General features: G+C 54.9%; 14 protein-coding genes. 7 read left to right on the top strand and 7 right to left on the bottom strand.

The genetic code is table 11. The annotated features are described in order from the left end of the window. Window positions 1-219: 219 nt before the first annotated feature. The 5 genes from ACCI51_RS13855 to adiC all read left to right on the top strand — a co-directional run bounded on the left by ACCI51_RS13855 (window position 220) and on the right by adiC (window position 9,700). Window positions 220-1,371: a saccharopine dehydrogenase family protein gene (locus ACCI51_RS13855; protein ID WP_371844127.1), complete on the top strand. Its 1,152-nt coding sequence runs from the start codon at window positions 220-222 to the stop codon at window positions 1,369-1,371. 1,085 nt (window positions 1,372-2,456) lie between these two features. After that, window positions 2,457-4,130, top strand: coding sequence for an FMN-binding glutamate synthase family protein (locus tag ACCI51_RS13850; RefSeq protein WP_371844125.1), 1,674 nt, complete (start codon window positions 2,457-2,459; stop codon window positions 4,128-4,130). A gap of 26 nt (window positions 4,131-4,156) precedes the next feature. Continuing rightward, on the top strand, window positions 4,157-5,869 hold the full coding sequence (locus tag ACCI51_RS13845; RefSeq protein WP_371844123.1) for a thiamine pyrophosphate-dependent enzyme: 1,713 nt from the start codon (window positions 4,157-4,159) through the stop codon (window positions 5,867-5,869). A gap of 67 nt (window positions 5,870-5,936) precedes the next feature. Further along, window positions 5,937-8,222, top strand: coding sequence for an Orn/Lys/Arg family decarboxylase (locus ACCI51_RS13840; protein WP_371844121.1), 2,286 nt, complete (start codon window positions 5,937-5,939; stop codon window positions 8,220-8,222). Then, complete coding sequence (gene adiC, locus ACCI51_RS13835) at window positions 8,219-9,700, top strand: arginine/agmatine antiporter (RefSeq protein ID WP_299583096.1); 1,482 nt, start codon at window positions 8,219-8,221, stop codon at window positions 9,698-9,700. Before ACCI51_RS13840 ends, adiC begins: the two co-directional genes overlap by 4 nt. A 529-nt stretch (window positions 9,701-10,229) precedes the next feature. On the opposite strand, the gene ACCI51_RS13830 is transcribed toward adiC, so the two are convergent. The 3 genes from ACCI51_RS13830 to ACCI51_RS13820 all read right to left on the bottom strand — a co-directional run bounded on the left by ACCI51_RS13830 (window position 10,230) and on the right by ACCI51_RS13820 (window position 12,475). Further along, window positions 10,230-11,207 carry a hypothetical protein gene (locus ACCI51_RS13830; protein WP_371844119.1) on the bottom strand — a complete coding sequence of 326 codons (978 nt, stop codon included), beginning with the start codon at window positions 11,205-11,207 and terminating at the stop codon, window positions 10,230-10,232. A gap of 88 nt (window positions 11,208-11,295) precedes the next feature. Beyond that, window positions 11,296-11,925, bottom strand: coding sequence for a malonic semialdehyde reductase (locus tag ACCI51_RS13825; protein ID WP_299582942.1), 630 nt, complete (start codon window positions 11,923-11,925; stop codon window positions 11,296-11,298). Between the two features lie 88 nt (window positions 11,926-12,013). After that, on the bottom strand, window positions 12,014-12,475 hold the full coding sequence (locus tag ACCI51_RS13820; protein ID WP_371844117.1) for a DUF3429 domain-containing protein: 462 nt from the start codon (window positions 12,473-12,475) through the stop codon (window positions 12,014-12,016). Between the two features lie 79 nt (window positions 12,476-12,554). Here ACCI51_RS13820 and ACCI51_RS13815 point away from each other — a divergent pair, with 79 nt between their 5' ends. Beyond that, window positions 12,555-12,815, top strand: a complete 261-nt coding sequence (locus ACCI51_RS13815; protein WP_371844115.1) for a DUF3081 family protein — start codon at window positions 12,555-12,557, stop codon at window positions 12,813-12,815. A 7-nt stretch (window positions 12,816-12,822) separates the two neighbouring features. Here ACCI51_RS13815 and miaE read toward each other — a convergent pair whose 3' ends face one another. After that, window positions 12,823-13,443, bottom strand: a complete 621-nt coding sequence (gene miaE, locus ACCI51_RS13810; RefSeq protein WP_299582933.1) for a tRNA-(ms[2]io[6]A)-hydroxylase — start codon at window positions 13,441-13,443, stop codon at window positions 12,823-12,825. 260 nt (window positions 13,444-13,703) lie between these two features. Here miaE and ACCI51_RS13805 point away from each other — a divergent pair, with 260 nt between their 5' ends. Continuing rightward, window positions 13,704-14,639: a hypothetical protein gene (locus ACCI51_RS13805; protein ID WP_371844113.1), complete on the top strand. Its 936-nt coding sequence runs from the start codon at window positions 13,704-13,706 to the stop codon at window positions 14,637-14,639. A gap of 20 nt (window positions 14,640-14,659) precedes the next feature. Here ACCI51_RS13805 and ACCI51_RS13800 read toward each other — a convergent pair whose 3' ends face one another. From ACCI51_RS13800 to ACCI51_RS13790, 3 genes are all read right to left on the bottom strand, one after another. Continuing rightward, on the bottom strand, window positions 14,660-15,100 hold the full coding sequence (locus tag ACCI51_RS13800; protein WP_299582927.1) for a ferritin family protein: 441 nt from the start codon (window positions 15,098-15,100) through the stop codon (window positions 14,660-14,662). Next, a complete protein-coding gene (locus ACCI51_RS13795; protein ID WP_371844185.1) occupies window positions 15,081-16,007 on the bottom strand; it encodes a lipid kinase in 927 nt (308 codons plus the stop codon). Before ACCI51_RS13795 ends, ACCI51_RS13800 begins: the two co-directional genes overlap by 20 nt. Window positions 16,008-16,125: 118 nt before the next feature. Further along, window positions 16,126-16,581: a DUF1289 domain-containing protein gene (locus ACCI51_RS13790; RefSeq protein ID WP_299582924.1), complete on the bottom strand. Its 456-nt coding sequence runs from the start codon at window positions 16,579-16,581 to the stop codon at window positions 16,126-16,128. Between the last annotated feature and the right edge of the window lie 302 nt (window positions 16,582-16,883).

Genomic DNA, 16,883 nt, shown 5'->3' with positions numbered 1-16,883 from the left:
TAACTGCTGCTCACAAATTCTCAAAAAAAGCGTGATCGCCCCGCGCTTATGCATCACACATCAAGGAATATGCTCTTTTAGGCTGGGCGTCTTGACTGTACCCAATGAATCACAGCGACGACCTGATCGGCTGACCGCTGAAATCAAGATTCGCTTGATTTACGCCATCCCCTCATTGCATGATCCCCTCTGACCTCAGGGGAGAGGAGAGCGACCCAGGTGATTAACAACCTGAACAAACGCGTATTGATACTTGGCGGCTACGGAAACTTTGGGGCATGCATCGCGCATATGTTGCGTTCCGAACCCAATATCCAGCTGATTATTGCCGGCCGCAATAAGACCCTGGCGGACCAATGTGCCGAACACCTTGGTGAGCCCGCCGAGGGATTGCGCCTGGAGCGTGATGCCATCAACCTCTCTGCGCAACTCAAAGCGCTGCATCTGGATCTTTTAATCCACTGCGCCGGGCCTTTTCAAAGCGAAAGTGATTATCGGGTTGCCAAAGCCTGTATTGAATCCCGCACTCCCTATATTGACATTTCCGATGGACGCCGTTTTGTCTGCGATTTCCACCGCCTGTCTCCGGCCGCAGAGGCGGCGGGAATCGCCATGGTCTCCGGTGCCAGCAGCCTGCCCGGCTTGAGCTCCGCCGCACTCGCGGAAATCCAGCGGGAGTTGCCCGTGATCCATTCGGTGGACATTGCTATAGCGCCAGCACACCGCATCGACCGTGGCCTGGCTACCGTGCGCGCAGGTTTTGAATCCCTCGGCCACGGTTTCCCCCAGTTGCAACGCGGCTACTGGCGGGAATCTCACGCGGGAAATAATCTCCGTCCCATCACCCTGGCTCACCCGGTGGGCAAACGCTGGCTATGCGACTTTGACGTGCCCGACCTTGAACTCTGCCCAAAGCACTTTCCGGAATTACACAGCGCCCGCTTTGCCACAGGTCTGGAGCCACTCCCCCTGCAATTCGGCCTGTCTGCCTGCGCCAAACTGGCGCGCCTTCACTTACCAGCAACCAGTGCGCGTCTCGCCCAACTGGGCCACAAGATCACTGACCGCTGGCCTGGGGGCACCCCCCATGGCGGTATGATCGTCCGTGCCGAGGGCGAAAACGATCATGGGGAAACCGCTACACGCTGCTGGCAAGTGCTCGGGTTGAATGGTGATGGCCCCTGGATTGCGGCGGCGCCTGCTGCCGCCCTCGCACGAAAGTTTCTCCACGACAAAGCCACTAAGGCCGGAGCAAGAGCCTGCTGGCAACTTCTCAGTCTGGATGAAATCCTCCTTGAACTGAATGACTATGCCGTTGTCACCGCAATAGAGACCCACTCGCGCGAACGTATGCCGGCCATCGCCAGCTAGGTGAGAGACGATGAACGTTCAGCCCTACCCAGGCAAACTGTTCGGCCAATTACGGGCGCACAGTAAGTCATTCAGCCCAACGGCTTGAAACCCGCCCTAATACCCCCCTCACTAAAATACAGCGCCAGCGGTCACTACGTTTTTGCGTGGTACCTCGACTAAAGCCGAGAGCGTTGTAGAGAAAATTGCGGTGAAGCATTCCACCATAAGCCGCCATGGATAAATAAAGGCCATAAGGGGTAATTCCGGTGGGCAGATTGATCGAGCGTATTTGTCTTCTTTCGTTTATGACGATCGACCCCGAGGACGCATCGTTATAGATCGCCTGCAACCCCTCGTGCTGTACCTCCGTATTCAGGAAATCAACCCGCAGGTGCAAGGGGGTGGAAAATTATGCCGATGCTCCCATGGAGCCAGTTGAATCTGCAGCGTATGCCCTTCGTACGACAAACAGTATTTCCCTATATAGGCACTGTAATTTTTCCGCTCAAGTTTCCTCACCAATCAGGGGCAGATTTTCCTGAAGAACATGGGACCCAACACCTGCCCGTGCTTGCTTTCCCCCAGTGACAAGCCGATTCCATCGGTAATAATGTGTCGGCATTTGGCCAAGAAACTGTATTTATCCACGCCCAGACTGAACTCCAGTAGTTGGTCCAACGCCAGCACAATTGGCGCATTACTCTATTGAGTCAAAAAATTGTTTTATCCGAGCATCGGTCATGCCATAGACATCAAATATATCCAACTTGATCTCTGCATAAATCCACCGAGTAGACCCCCTTGTGTTGCGACAGCGAAAGCATGATTCTCTCCAATGAACGCCCAATCCATCTTTTTTCTGCCAGTATTTTGCCAGGTAACGCTCACCGAGTATTGCAGTCCTACCGTGTTCAGAAATAAACAGCGAACTGCACTTATCAAGGGTAAACAACCCGAGAGCATAATTTACATGCCCATAAGGAAAGATTTAACAAGATTCAAACCTGGAGAGGCCTGTTTTGCGGCAGATCGAGGAGCGATAGCAGCAAAGGCGCGCTCGATGATCTAGGTTCATTATCGGAACTCCATGTAATGAGCTCACTATGATCATCTCCACGGCCTGGCGCGCCTACGCCAGTAGAAACGGCATCAAACGCGCGATCATTCCGGTGACCGCCCTAGTTCTCACTCCGATATTTCTAATACTCACCATCGCAGTCGATGCCTGGTGGGTGATCGCACTTCTCCTCAGCTTGTTTCTCGTACTACTGGGAATTTATGACATGCTCCAACCCCGCTGGAGCCTGACACGCAATTTTCCCGTGGCCGGGCGCATTCGCTGGATATTTATGAATCTTCGCCCCTATTTTCGCGCCTATATGGTGGAGGGAGACGAAGAGGGCAAGCCGTTTAGCTATGAGGCTCGGCGGCTTGTGTATGCCCGTGCCGAGGGCTATCCGGATATGCACCCGTTTGGCACCGAGCTGGATGTGCAGAGCCAGGAGTATATGTGGCTCACACACTCCATTAATCCCGCCAAGAATGCCGATGTAAAATCCCGTATCGAAGTGGGTTCCGGCCGCTGTGCCCAACCTTATTCGGCCACACTATTAAATATTTCCGCCATGAGTTTTGGCGCCCTTTCCGCCGCAGCGATCGAAGCTCTGAACAAAGGCGCCGCGATTGGGGGCTTCTATCACGATACCGGAGAGGGCGGCATCAGCCCTTACCACCGCAAGCACGGCGGTGATCTGGTGTGGGAATTGGGGAGTGGCTACTTCGGGACCCGCCGGGAGGACGGCAGTTTTGATCCCGACCTTTTTCGCGAAGCCTGCGATGACCAGGTAAAAATGACGGAGATTAAGCTGAGCCAGGGCGCCAAACCCGGCCATGGCGGTGTATTACCCGGAGCAAAAGTCACCCAGGAAATCGCCTCAACCCGTAAGGTGCAACCGGGGGTGGACTGCGTCTCTCCGCGCGCCCATTCAATGTTTTCAACGCCCATTGAAATGCTCGAGTTCGCCGATCAAATGCGCACCCTCTCCGGCGGGAAACCGGTAGGTATCAAGCTGTGCGTGGGCCAGGTTTTTGAGGTCCTGGCCATTATGAAAGCGATGCTCGAAACCGAGAAGTATCTCGACTTTATCGTTGTAGATGGCGCGGAAGGGGGCACCGGCGCAGCCCCTTTGGAGCTGTCCAACCATGTGGGTATGCCGCTTTTACCGGGGTTAATCGTGGTGCGCAATGCCCTGGTGGGCACCGGGTTGCGAGATAAAGTGCGCCTGGCCGCCAGCGGCAAAATCTACTCGGCCTCAGAATTGGCCGCCTGCCTGGCGATTGGGGCCGACTGGTGCAACGCCGCCCGTCCCTTTATGTTTTCTATCGGCTGTATCCAGTCACGACGCTGTCATACCGACACCTGCCCCACAGGCGTGACCACTCAGGACCCCCGGCGCCAGCGCGGGCTGGTCGTGGATGTTCAGAGTCAGCGCGCCGCAGCATTCCAGGCAAAAACCCTGGAGGCCCTGGGGGATATTATCGCTGCCGCCGGTTTAACCGAGCCGCGGGATTTACAGCCCTACCATCTTTACCACCGTATCAACGGCACCGAGTCTTACCCGATCGATCGCATCTGGCATTTTCTTGAAGAGAAAGCCCTGATAGATGCGCCCAAGGAGACGTCCTATGGGCACTGGTGGCGCGCCGCGCAGGCCAACTCATTCCTGCCCGCCGTAAAACTGGCCCATGACGACCACACCGCCTTGCGTCGTTTGTAGACACCCGCCTAATTTTGGAGAGTTCCATGGAGACCGTTTCGGAGATTATTGTCGATACCCTGGTCAAGGCCGGCGCAAAGCGCTGCTACGGCATCGTCGGCGATACCATCAACCATTTCACCTCTGCCGTACGCCAGTCCAAGCTGGAGTGGGTACACGTTCGCCACGAGGAGGTGGGCGCCCTCGCCGCCGGTGGTGAGTCCTATCTGAGCGGTGAGCTGAGTGTCTGTGCTGGTACCGCCGGTCCCGGTAGCCTGCATTTTCTCAATGGTATCTTCGAGAGTCATCGCAATGGCGCACCGGTGTTGTTGATTGCCTCCCGTATCGACCGCGCGGAACAGGGGTTGGGTTTTCCGCAGGATGTCGATCAAATCAAGCTCTATGAACAGTGCTCAGTGTACTGCGAAACCCTTTCCGACCCGGAACAGGCTCGCCGTATTATTAGCCTGGCGGCCCAGGCAGCGCTCAACCAACGCGGCGTTGCGGTTGTAGAGATCAGCGGTGACATTTTCAAAACCAAGATCAAAGATTCCCTTCCTTGGTCGGTGCACCGCCCTAAATGGTTGACGCGCCCAGCGGACGAGGAGCTCGACACACTGGCGGACAAACTGAACCAGGCAAAAAATATTGTTATTTACGGCGGTATCGGCTGCCGATTTGCCCACGATGCGGTAGTAAAACTGGGCCAGCACTTGGCCGCCCCAATCGTTCATACCACGCGCTCCAAAGAGTTTCTGGAGTACGACAACCCCTGCAATGTGGGTATGAACGGCATTCTCGGCAACCCCGCCGGTTATCGTGCCATCCAGACCTGTGACCTGCTGCTGTGTCTGGGTAACGATTTCGCATATACCCAGTTTTACCCGGAAAAAGCGACCATTATCCAAGTAGATATCCAAGCCTCTCACCTGGGGCGCCGCACCCCGATCCACATGGGCCTAGTGGGGGATGTGGGTGCGACCGTAGAAGCACTGATGCCGAAACTAAAAGAGCGGAGCGATAAAAAATTCCTGGAGGATCTGCTCGAACGCTATCAAAAAGACCTGGAGCAATTGCAGGAGCGCGGCCACGAACCCGACCCCAAATTGATTCACCCCCAATTTGTCGCCCAAACCCTGGACAAGCTGGCGAGCGAAGAAGCCGTTTTCACTGCCGATGGGGGGTCGCCCATGGTATGGCTGCTGCGTCACTTACGCGCCAATGGCAAACGCTCCTTTCTCACCAGTTTGTCCCACGGCACCATGGCCAATGCCTACCCACAGGGCCTGGGTATGGCCAAGGCCAATCCGGGGCGTCAAACAATCGCCATGTGTGGCGACGGCGGCATGACCATGTTAATGGGCGACTTGCTGACCCTGGTTCAAGAAAAAATCCCCCTAAAGCTGCTGGTATTCAACAACCATTCCCTTGGCTTCGTGGAAATGGAGCAGCGTATCGAGGGATTGCTGGATAGCTACACTGGGCTGAAGAACCCCGACTTCGGCCGTTTGGCGGAACTGATTGGTATTCAAGGAGAGCAGGTTGAGAAAGCCGGGGACCTCGAAAGCGCCATGAAACGCTGGCTCGAGGCTGAGGGACCGGCTCTGTTGGACGTTACCGTCAATCGGCTGGAACTGGTCATGCCCCCCGAAGTAACCGCGCAACAGGTCTCCTCTACGGCATTATTTGGGCTCAAAGCCATACTCAACGGGCGCGCAGATGAAGTAATCGATTTACTGAAAGACAACTTCCTGCGATAAAACGGCCGCCCTGACGCGCCCGAGACTTAAACCAAGCGGGAAGCCCATGCAGCAGCTCGGAAAACCAGTGTCCAGTACCATGCTGGCCCTGCTCGCCAGCGGCGAAATCGTCAGCAACAGCGCACCGGGTCGCGCCGCCGCACGCCTGCAAGAGGAGCTGGCCCAGCGTCGCATCGACCTCATCACCACGGTCTCCAGCGACGACGCCGGTGCCATGCTGCGCGCCAACTCGGCGATCCAGTGCCTGCTACTCAATTGGGACCTGCCCGGCTGCGGTAATCCTCCTGCACTCAATGTGCTGGAACAGCTCAGGGCCCGCAATCTGCAGTTACCGGTCTTCCTGCTCACCGACCGTGAAACCGTCAGCAATATGCCGCGCCGCGCTCTGGAGCTGGCCAACGACTTTATCTGGATACTGGAGGACACCCCCACTTTTATCGGTGGACGTATTCAGGGCGCGATCGAGCGCTACAGCCATGCCGTCTTACCACCGATGTTTGCCGCCCTCACCCACTTCGCCCGTGTGCATGAATACTCCTGGCATACTCCCGGCCACACCGGCGGCACCGCGTTTTTAAAATCGCCAGCGGGCCGCGCCTTCTATGATTTCTACGGCGAAAACATGTTGCGCTCTGACCTGTCTATATCTGTGACAGAACTGGGTTCACTGCTCGATCATACCGGGCCCATCGCCGCCGGGGAGCGCTATGCGGCAAAGGTTTTCGGCGCCGACCGCACCTACTATGTCACCAACGGCTCGTCCACCTCCAACCGCGTGATTGTGATGGCCTCAGTGACCCGCGGACAACTGGCCCTATGCGATCGCAACTGCCACAAATCGGTAGAGCACGCCATTACCATGTCCGGTGCCATCCCCACTTATTTGGTCCCGCTACGCAATCACTACGGCCTGATCGGCCCGATTCCCCCAGATCAGCTAACGGAGGCCGCGGTAGCGCAAGCCATTCAGCGCAACCCCCTGACGAGCACTGCCGACAGCCAGCGTGCCGTGCATGCGGTGATCACCAATTCCACCTATGACGGCCTCTGCTACAACGTACGCCGGGTCGAGGAGTTACTGGGCGAGTCCGTTGACCGGCTGCATTTTGATGAAGCCTGGTACGCCTATGCGCGCTTTAACCCCATTTATCGGGACCGCTTCGCCATGTACGACAGCGACGCTCCGAAGTCCCACAATGGCCCGACAAAATTCGCCACGCAGTCCACCCATAAATTGCTGGCAGCTTTATCACAGGCCTCCATGATCCATATTCGTGACGGGCGCAGCCCCATTGAGCACGGCCGCTTTAACGAAGCGTTCATGCTGCACGCCTCCACCTCCCCGCTGTATTCCATCATGGCCTCCAACGATGTGAGTGCGGCAATGATGGACGGGCCCGGAGGCACTGCACTCACCGGCGAGTCCATCGTCGAAGCGGTGGCCTTTCGCCAGGTATTGGCGCGGCTCAAGCGAGAGTACAACGACAAAGGGGAGTGGTTTTTTGACGGCTGGCAACCGGACCGGGTGATAGATCCATCAAATGGGCACAAACACGCCTTTCACAGCGCACCTGCAGAACTCCTCTGCAATGAAGCCAGTTGCTGGCTGTTAAATCCCGGCGATTCCTGGCACGGCTTTGGCCAGCTGGAAAAGAACTACTGTATGCTCGACCCCATCAAGGTCTCTATTACTACACCCGGTATGCAGCGCAATGGCCAGCTGGCAGACCGGGGCATTCCCGCCAGCATCATTAGTAAATACCTGGACAACCTCGGGATCATTGTGGAAAAAACGACGGATTTCACCATCCTGTTCTTATTTTCCATTGGTATTACCAAGGGCAAATGGGGCACCCTGATCAACGCCCTGCTTGCCTTCAAACGCGATTACGATGCCAACCAGTCCCTCAGCCAATGTCTTCCAAACCTCCTGGCCAAGTACCCCATGTATGCCGAACTGGGTCTGCGCGACCTCGCCCAAAAAATGTTTGCCCGTATGAAAGAGTTGCGCAGTACCGCGAAGATGTCCGCCGGCTTTTCCGCCCTGCCCGACGTAGATTGCAGCCCAGTGCAAGCCTATGAGGCCCTGGTGCGCGACCATGTGGAAGTGCTTCCCCTCAACCTACTCGCTGGGCGCACTGCGGCAACGGGTGTTATTCCCTACCCGCCCGGCATTCCCCTGCTGATGCCAGGGGAAAAATTCGGCCAAGCGGGCAGCCCCGCGCTGGAGTACCTACAAGTTCTGGAATCTTTTGATCGGGAATTTCCCGGCTTTGGCCATGACAACCATGGTGTCGAGGTGCGCGATGGGCGTTACCACATTTATGCCCTGCGCCGGGAGGCCGCGCCATAGCCCCCTGTAACCCCGAGAGCGCTAAGATTGGTCTGCTACCGGCTACCCTGATGGTGGCCGGTAATATGATGGGCTCCGGAGTCTTTATGCTGCCGGCCAATCTGGCGAATGTGGGCAGCATCTCCCTGATCGGCTGGCTGATCACTATTGTCGGCGCCGTCGCACTGGCATTGGTTTTTGCCCGACTCGCCGCCTTGGACCCCGCCGCGGGAGGCCCCTATGCCTATGCGCGCAAAGCCTTTGGCGACTATATTGGCTACCAGACCAACCTGGTGTACTGGCTCGCCAATGTGATTGGTAACGTCGCGCTGATTACTGCCGGATTAGGCTACATCACCCATTTCTTCCCACCCTTGAAAGACCCCCTTACCTTTGCCCTGGCTCAAATAGCGCTCATCTGGCTGCTCACCTATGCAAATATCCTCGGGCCCCGCACTGTTGGACGTATTCAGTCGCTCACCACCAGCCTGGTGCTGATCCCAATTCTCGGCACCGCACTCTTCGGCTGGTTTTGGTTCGACAGCCAGACATTCAGCGCGGGCTGGAATGTCTCCGGAAAGAACGATACCAGCGCGGTCATGGCCACGCTCACCTTTACCTTGTGGGCATTTATCGGCGTGGAGACGGCCTCGGTATCCGCCGCTGTAGTGAAAAACCCTAGCCGCAATGTACCTATTGCCACCGTGGGCGGTGTGCTGCTGGCATCGGTGGCCTATGTGCTCAGTTCCTCAGTCATTATGGGCATGCTGCCCAACAAAGCGCTGATCGCTTCTTCCGCGCCCTTTGCCGATGCCGCGCGGTTGGCACTGGGCAATACCGCGGCAAATATTGTCGCCATTTGCGCGGCCATTGGTTGTATCGGCTCACTGGGCGGCTGGATTCTATTGGTGGGTCAGTCTGCCAAGGCCGCAGCGGATGACGGTCTGTTCTCCAGTCTCTTTGCAAGGACCAACCGCAAAGGAGTGCCCTCCACGGGTTTAACGCTGGTGGCAATCCTGATGTCCCTGCTGGTGCTCGCCACGATATCCCCCAGTGCCAGCCAACAATTTGGCAAAATTGCCTCGGTGGCGGTCATCATGACCTTGCTTCCCTATATTTACTCGGCCGTGGCGCTTAGGATACTCGCCTACGGAAAAATGCCTCGGCATCAATACACGCTATTTACCGTTATTCTGCTGATCGCCGCGATTTATTGTCTGGTGGCTCTGGTGGGATCAGATGGCCAGCAAACACGCTGGTCACTGATTTTTGTTATTACCACCGTCATTTTCTATGCGCTGGTATTAAACCGTCGGCGCAGCGTCGAAGAGGGGCACCTGCTGCCCGGTGGTCCAGAACCCAAGTGGGTACACTACTTTACCCTCGGCACAACAATTATCGCACTCTGTGTATTCTTCTGGTTTTCCGTTGGGCAATATACTGATTTATCGCTTCGCCCCCGTGCCCCACAGCCACTTGAACACTCTAATAACCGCTAAAAATCCGCTGAATAATCTCCGCCATCCTCTGGGGTATCCCTACGAATTTGATTCTCGATGAGCGACCACATTTAATACTTCGGGTTTAATGACATCGCTAAAATTCCAACTTTTCTCGCAGAGCGCTTCTTTGAATTCAACGACAAGAAAAGACTTGCGCATCACCCGGCATCACTGGATCGTGAAATCAGCACCGTCACTGTAGGGGTTACTGGCTTGCTGGGTAGTCCAATAGGTATGGCTGATAATCAATCCAGCCTGTATTCAACGGGCTTCCGGACCGACTTCTACCGTTTTCTTTTTATGACTACGGGTTCTCTACTTACAGCATCCATTGTTACGTCAGACCAGCACAGAGAATAACAACAATAAAATACAAAATTATGCGTGCTTGGTGTCTTTTAGGGGCGCTGGCTTTCCCTCTGACAATTACTATCGTTTACCAGACTGTCTCCAAGCCCGTTTTCTAGCTGCAGATATCGCTCTACCAAGACCGGTCAAATAGGGAGGAGGCCAGGAGCGGAGTGACTCAACGCCCTCCCCTTAGAGTTTTATAACTCGCTCTTTGGCCGAGATCCTTCCACTGCCGTTTAAAATCATCCAGCACAACACCAACGATAATCTCGGCGTACTCCTCAGAGTTTTTACTCAAGCGCTTTAGTGCTTCTTTTTTACAGAGAGGGATAATGAGGGCGGATTTTTCACGCTTATCACACTTGAGTAAACGACTGCGAATCTGCTCGGCCTCACCACCCGTACAGCTAGCATCGGTCAGCACAAAAATGTTGATATCACTGTCGAGATTCGAAGCAATGGTGTCCCAATTCGTATCAAACTGCCGGAATACTACCCCGCGAAAACGCCCTACCCCAACCTCATTTCCGGTAATAAAGGGCCAAGCATGAGCCAAAGTCCAAAGATAGGATTTGCTTAGAACATACTGTAAATGCTGGTTGCGCACCAACCCCAACTGACACTGTCTTTTGAAGGTCTCATCATCCAGTTTTGCTTTGCTGCAGATCGCCTTGGGAATGAGTTCCCCCTTATAGCTTGTGGTTGGAATTACCACGACAAAATCTTCCACCACTTTCTTTTTCTCTAACGTTTTTTCGATCGCCGCCTGTAAATGCAAAACAAATTCCTCTGTCGTGATTACGTCACGAGGAAAACTTGTTCTGACACGCCCCAGGTTCATATAGAGAGACTCATTGCGATAGGCTTTAATAATCGGCTCTAACTCTTCTTTACTAAACAACAATTGTTTACCCAGAACTGATTTTTTATTGATTTTTCTTGCGTAACAATCCAATAACAATTGGTCCGCTCGATAAATACCCACATTCTCAGAGGCGACACAACGTGAATATTCAATATCCTGCAAACCGAGAAAGCGCTCAACAACACTTCGGCTGATATCACGCCCAAAAAGCTCGTATAAAACGTCCTCCTCCCTAGGTAAAAAACAGTCGCCAGCGGGAGGTAACTTTTGTAATTTCTTATCAGCCATCAGCGCAGACGATTTTCAGACTGCGAGGAAAAACCTTGAAACGGAAGGAAGTTATCTAGAAACCCAAACAAACTGTATCTCCATCAACTCAGAGGACACTACATACTTCGTCAAATTCAAAGCGCGGGTTGCGTGGGTGGAGCTTGGCATCTACGCCATAGCCCAGGTTACACAAAAAATTAGATTTTATATGGCCCCCAGGGCAATGCTCTTGCATAAACCCCGGCGCAGAGGACGGATCACTGAAAAACTCCTGATCAACAAGGGCGTTATCAAACCCCGACATGGGGCCACAATCGAGCCCCAGGGCTCTGGCCGCCAAAATAAAATACCCCCCTTGAAGCGAGCCATTGCGAAATGCCGTCTCTTCTGTAAGTTCGGGATTACCGACAAACCAGTCCCGCACCGCTGCATGGGGAAACAACTTGGGAAGATGTTCGTAAAAGCGCATATCGTAAGCAATGATCGCTGTCACCGGAGCCGACAGGGTTTTCTCAATATTTCCCTCGTTCAACGCCGGCTTGAGCCGCGCCTTCCCCTCCTTGCTCACAATAAAAACAATCCGCATCGGGCAACAATTCGCACTGGTGGGTGCCATTCTGACCAAGGCATACAATTTCTTCAGGAGCCCTTGCGGCACAGGCCTATCCTGCCAATAACTATAAGTTCTGGCCTCAAAAAATAACTGGTTGAGTGCTGGGGTGGTTATTGGCTCCATTCCTGGTATTCCTATGTTTATTTTCTGGTAAAAGTCTAGTTCCCGCCCCATTACTGGGAGAATAAACAGACCGCGAAGACAAACCGTGTTAAAGCAGCACAATCATGCCGAGATGACAGCCAATAACGAGATAGGTGACGATACCCCGTGTGCGGAAATACTGCTCGCGGCCGGGTAGGTTCGGGTTCAGGCGCGCCTCCATCCAGGCCACAAAGGCAAAGCCCACCGCGAGAATAGGCAGTCCCCAGACGGTCTGGTAAAGCAGCAGTGCAACCCACCCGGCCAAGGCCACCAGATTGCTCAGGAATACCAAAGCCATCCGGTGTGGATGCCCTGGGCGGTTAAGTGCACCCCCCCACCAAATACCGCACAAAAAACTGAGAATCACCGCGCTGTAGGCGCTAAAGAAAAGACGGCCATCAATTCCCAGGAAAGATACTCCCACAAGCTCTATGAGCAAGCCGATCACAAATGGGCATAGCCCCAGATATGCCAGAGCATCGAACAGGCGGGTATCCACCACCGACGGCTGATAGCCACTACTATCCATCTTGTCTAAGCTTCCATTGCTATGCGGGTGAAAAATTCCGATAACAGAACAACAAGTCTAGAGGCGTGGGGAGAAAGATATGGAAGAGGAGCACAAAGTAGACGTCAAACAGGCACTGCGGGTATTTGACCGTGCCACCCGCGAGGGGCGCAAGGAGGCCGATGGCTGGCACTATCAGGGGCTGACGGTCAGCACCGACTTTGACGGCTATACCGTCTTTATCAACTCAGCCAAAGTACGACTGACCGTATTTTTCCACAATAAATTTGCCGTGGACTATTCGAGCCACAAAGATCTCCAGGATTTTATCCGCCTACTCGCCAGCCTGGACCAGAGCTAACTCGCCCTTATCCTTTTCCCGGTACACCGCTATGAAAACGGAACTCGCCATCGGCGCTCTGCACAAGCTCCCGTTCGAGCTGTAACAGGGCGGTGACACGCGGTTCTATATTTTCATCAGCCGCCTTTTGAGCGAGATGCAGGTAGTCGCGGAAGTGGCGGGCCTCCGACTTCAGCAGCGATAGATAAAATTTCTGCAACTCGTCATCCAGGTGGGGCGCGATACGCGCGAAACGTTCACAGGAGCGCGCCTCGATAATTGCGCCACAAATCAGAGTATCCACCAAACGCCCCGGCTCTGCCGTGCGTACTTCTGCGCGCAGCCCGGCTGCATAGCGGGAAGCGCTCACATGGGGATAGACAATGCCGCGCTTTTCCATAATGGCCAGTACCTGCTCGAAGTGGCGCAACTCCTCGCGTGCCAGGCGCGACATCTTGTGCAACAGCTCAAAATCCCCCAGATAGCGGAACATCAGATTGAGCGCGGTGCCCGCCGCTTTTTTCTCGCAGTTGGCGTGATCTACCAGCATCATTTCCGGCTCGGCCAGCGCGGCCTCAATCCAGGCGTCAGGGGTGGCACACAGCAGAAACGCGTGAATCTCGGATAAATCGGGAACTTGGGCACTCATGGGATAGGTATTTCATCTGGGATAAATCAATAGGCGCGGGATTATAGCGGCACAGCGGGAGAAAGGCAGGTTCCGAACGGAAATAGGCCAACTTCCCACAGCCCCGGCATACCCTCCCACCACTGTGCCCGGCTCCCAAGATACACACTGGTAACCCACTCTGCCCGAGTTCCCCCTCGGGGTGATAGGTTTTCAACCTAATATTGATAACGATTTATTAAGTGGATTAAAATAAACGTACTAAACTGTGGAAGAAAGCGATGACGGACTACCGGGAACGGGCGAGGACCATACCTCCGCTGCTGGAACAGCTTCACAGGGGCGCCTCAGATCTGCGCGACGCCCTTGAGCAGCTGCAGGATGCCGGAAAGCCCTGGCAGCACTATCTGCTGCAACCACCATTCGCTCAGGAAGCTGCCCAGACACTGCAAGCGAGCTTCGAACGCCCCTTTTCATTGGCCGCTGCCCTCTATGCGCAACTGGATTATGCCGAACCTCTCGGTTCGGGTGCGGACGCCCGCGCAACCCTGCAAATTCCCGGACTGCTCGCTGTACCGGAAAAGACGCTGAACCTTGCCAGGCAACTCAACAACCACAAAGAGGCCTTTGCCAATGCCATCGCCGAGTACAGGTCGGCTCTAGAGGCCCGCCCGATGGCGGAACGCGACCGCAATGTGCGTGAGATACTGGCCGGGGCCGGCTACCCCCGCGCCCACCTACGCCAGTGCTACCGCTTGGTTTTACTCTGCCGTGAGCGGCCCGACGCCCTCACTCTATCTTGGATAAAAGCGCGTAAATCGATACGCAAAGTGACCGTTGAATGGTGTGAGAAAAAGCTGGTCCAATTGGACCCAACGGGCGCAGACCCCGGCATCCAATATCAGCGACAACTGCTCGCCGGAGTACCTAAGAGCCAACAGGAGGATCTGCGCCAGGTACAAGTGCAAAGCCGCCCCAACCTTCAGGTTGCGGAAATTTTCTTTAGCCAGGAGGTGGATGAAGAGGAGCGATACCATCAGGTGGGTTACTCCTCCATGCCGGTACTAGTGTCCGCCAATGAAGCCGGGCAGCTGCCGGAATTTACCCGAGTCGATCATCAGCCCAGCGCGAGCCGGCGCCGGCAGAGGCGGGACCTGGCTATCGCCAACGAGCCTTTCCTGCCTGCCCTAAGAGTTTTTTTGCGCCAGCCGCGTTAAGGCGGATTCGCCAGGGAGGATCACTGTAGCCGCTTTTCAAGCCATGACAGTGATTTCTCAAGATGACTGCGGCACTCTTCCTTGAGACCCGAGTGGGCTTTTTCCAGGGCGCCCAACACCTCATACCCCATATAGTCCAGCAGCGCACGATCGGCATCGAGGCGCTGCTGATAGACTTCCCTGGTCTTATCCTCGGCCAGCAATGGCCCAAGCTTCTGCAAAAATTGCTCGCCAGCTTTGAGATCCGGGTCCGGCTCCGAGGGTAAACCGCCTTCAGCGCGAATCGCCTGTTCCACCCGTCGCGCAAGCGCGTGTCGTTGAGAGGCTATTGCGCACAGAAAATCGGCCGCGGCCTTCTCTTCGAGTTGCTCGGCGGCAGCCCGGTAGTCATCCTCACTGCGCGCAAAAGCAACGAACAGATCGTTGAGCGCGGCCTGGGATTCAGTGCGAATCAGTGTCATTGTCTTTCTCCCTGTCACTGAGGAGTTCATCTGAGTTGCGCGGGACCAGGATTTGCAGTGCCGCAGGGATCACCTTAAAAGTTGCCGGAGTCTCCGTAACCGGTTCGCCATCGGCATGGATCTCCAGGCCCGGCTTGGTCTCGATTTCGATCCGCTCGGCGCTGGCACTAAAAATTCTTTTCGCCAGATGGTGTTTGCCGTTGCGTACCAACAATGCCATACCCAGTAATTCCATCAGACCACGCGGGCGCAGGCAGTAAAGATCGAGCTTGGCATCGTTTATACGCGCCTCCTCCGCCACGAGGTTACCGCCACCGTAGTAGCGGCCATTGCCCACGGCCAGCTGTATTGAGCCCATGCGGTAACGCTTGTCGTCCAGCGTCAAATCCACGCGAAATTTCTGCGCGCGCCCCAGAGCAATAAAAAAAGCCCTCAGGTAGCTGAACACTCCCCAGCGTTTTTTAATGTCGGAATCCTGGGCCTCGGTAACTTTGACCCCCAGCCCCATATTGGCCACATTGAAAAAGTAGTGGCCATTGACCACACCGAGGTCAATGGCCTGCCGGTGGTTATCGATGATGACATCAAAAGCCTGTCCCAGATCGACAATACCGAGGGACCGGGCCAGATCATTCGCGGTACCCAGCGGTAAAACAGCCAACGGCAACTGACTCTCTATGAGTGCCCGGGCAGTAGAGCTGACGGTGCCGTCTCCACCGCCGACAATCACTAAGTCCAAGGATTTGTGCTGCTGCCGGATTGCCGCCTCGGTTTCCTGGGACCCTTGGGAGCATAGGGTTTTCACCGCAATCCCAGCTGCCTCTAAACGCGCCAGACCACTGTCAAGGTCTGCCTCGGCACCATTTCGACTGTTCGGATTGAGCACCAGCAGCGCCCGCCGGGAAATTTCATGATTTGAGCTGATAGCCGGCTCTCCATTACCGGGGAAGGAGCGTAATTCTAAAGGGATAAGCTGCCTCAGGAAAACAGCAGCTGTGTTATGCCGTGAAAATGCGGGTGGCGCATCAGTCCCTAAATAGGCCTGGGGCGATATAGCGCTGGTAATAGGCCACTGACAGAGCGTAGAAATCTTCATCAATACGCCGGCGGATTTCCACCAAACTGACGCCCTTCGCCAGAGGGGTTGGACAAAGCCCGTAAGCACTCAAATCCTCAATCTGGCTGGCCCCCGCACGCAGGAGTTCAAACACCCAACAGTAGGCATTCTGACTGTCATCAAAGCGTATCTGCTGGTGGCGCAGCTGCGTGAGCAGCAGCGGCTGATCCACAATTTCCAGCTGACTGCGCACCGCATTGATTAAATAACCCTCACGCCTTGCGGCAATGATGCGACGCTGCTCCTCGGTATAGGCATTCCAGTCGATCACCTCGTGGGCGAAACGCTTACAGCCACGACAGACATCATCACCAATACCTGTCGAGCAGACACCAATACAGGGGGTACGAACCTTTTTGTACATCAATCAACCAGATTTAGCCGTTCAGGCAGCAAAGGCCTGGATTAAAATTGCGCGTAGACTATTTTGTTTCAGCCACTAAGAAAAGAGGCAGGATAGCTGTTGTCAGCACACTAAAATTCGCCCTGCAAATAGTCGAAATTCACTTAAATTATTGATTTTTCGATAAACTTAACAGCTCTAGGGCTTTCCTGTAGTATTCGCCACCCCGCCTTCAGCGGCCTCGAAAAAAAAATCCCGGCAGTAAGTACAAAGATCGGGAATTACACCCGCTGTTGGTGCCACCCCACACACCAAGAGGGACT

This window comes from Microbulbifer echini (genome assembly GCF_041447225.1).
Lineage (GTDB): Bacteria > Pseudomonadota > Gammaproteobacteria > Pseudomonadales > Cellvibrionaceae > Microbulbifer > Microbulbifer echini.
This window is presented reverse-complemented; position numbering and strand designations above follow the sequence as displayed.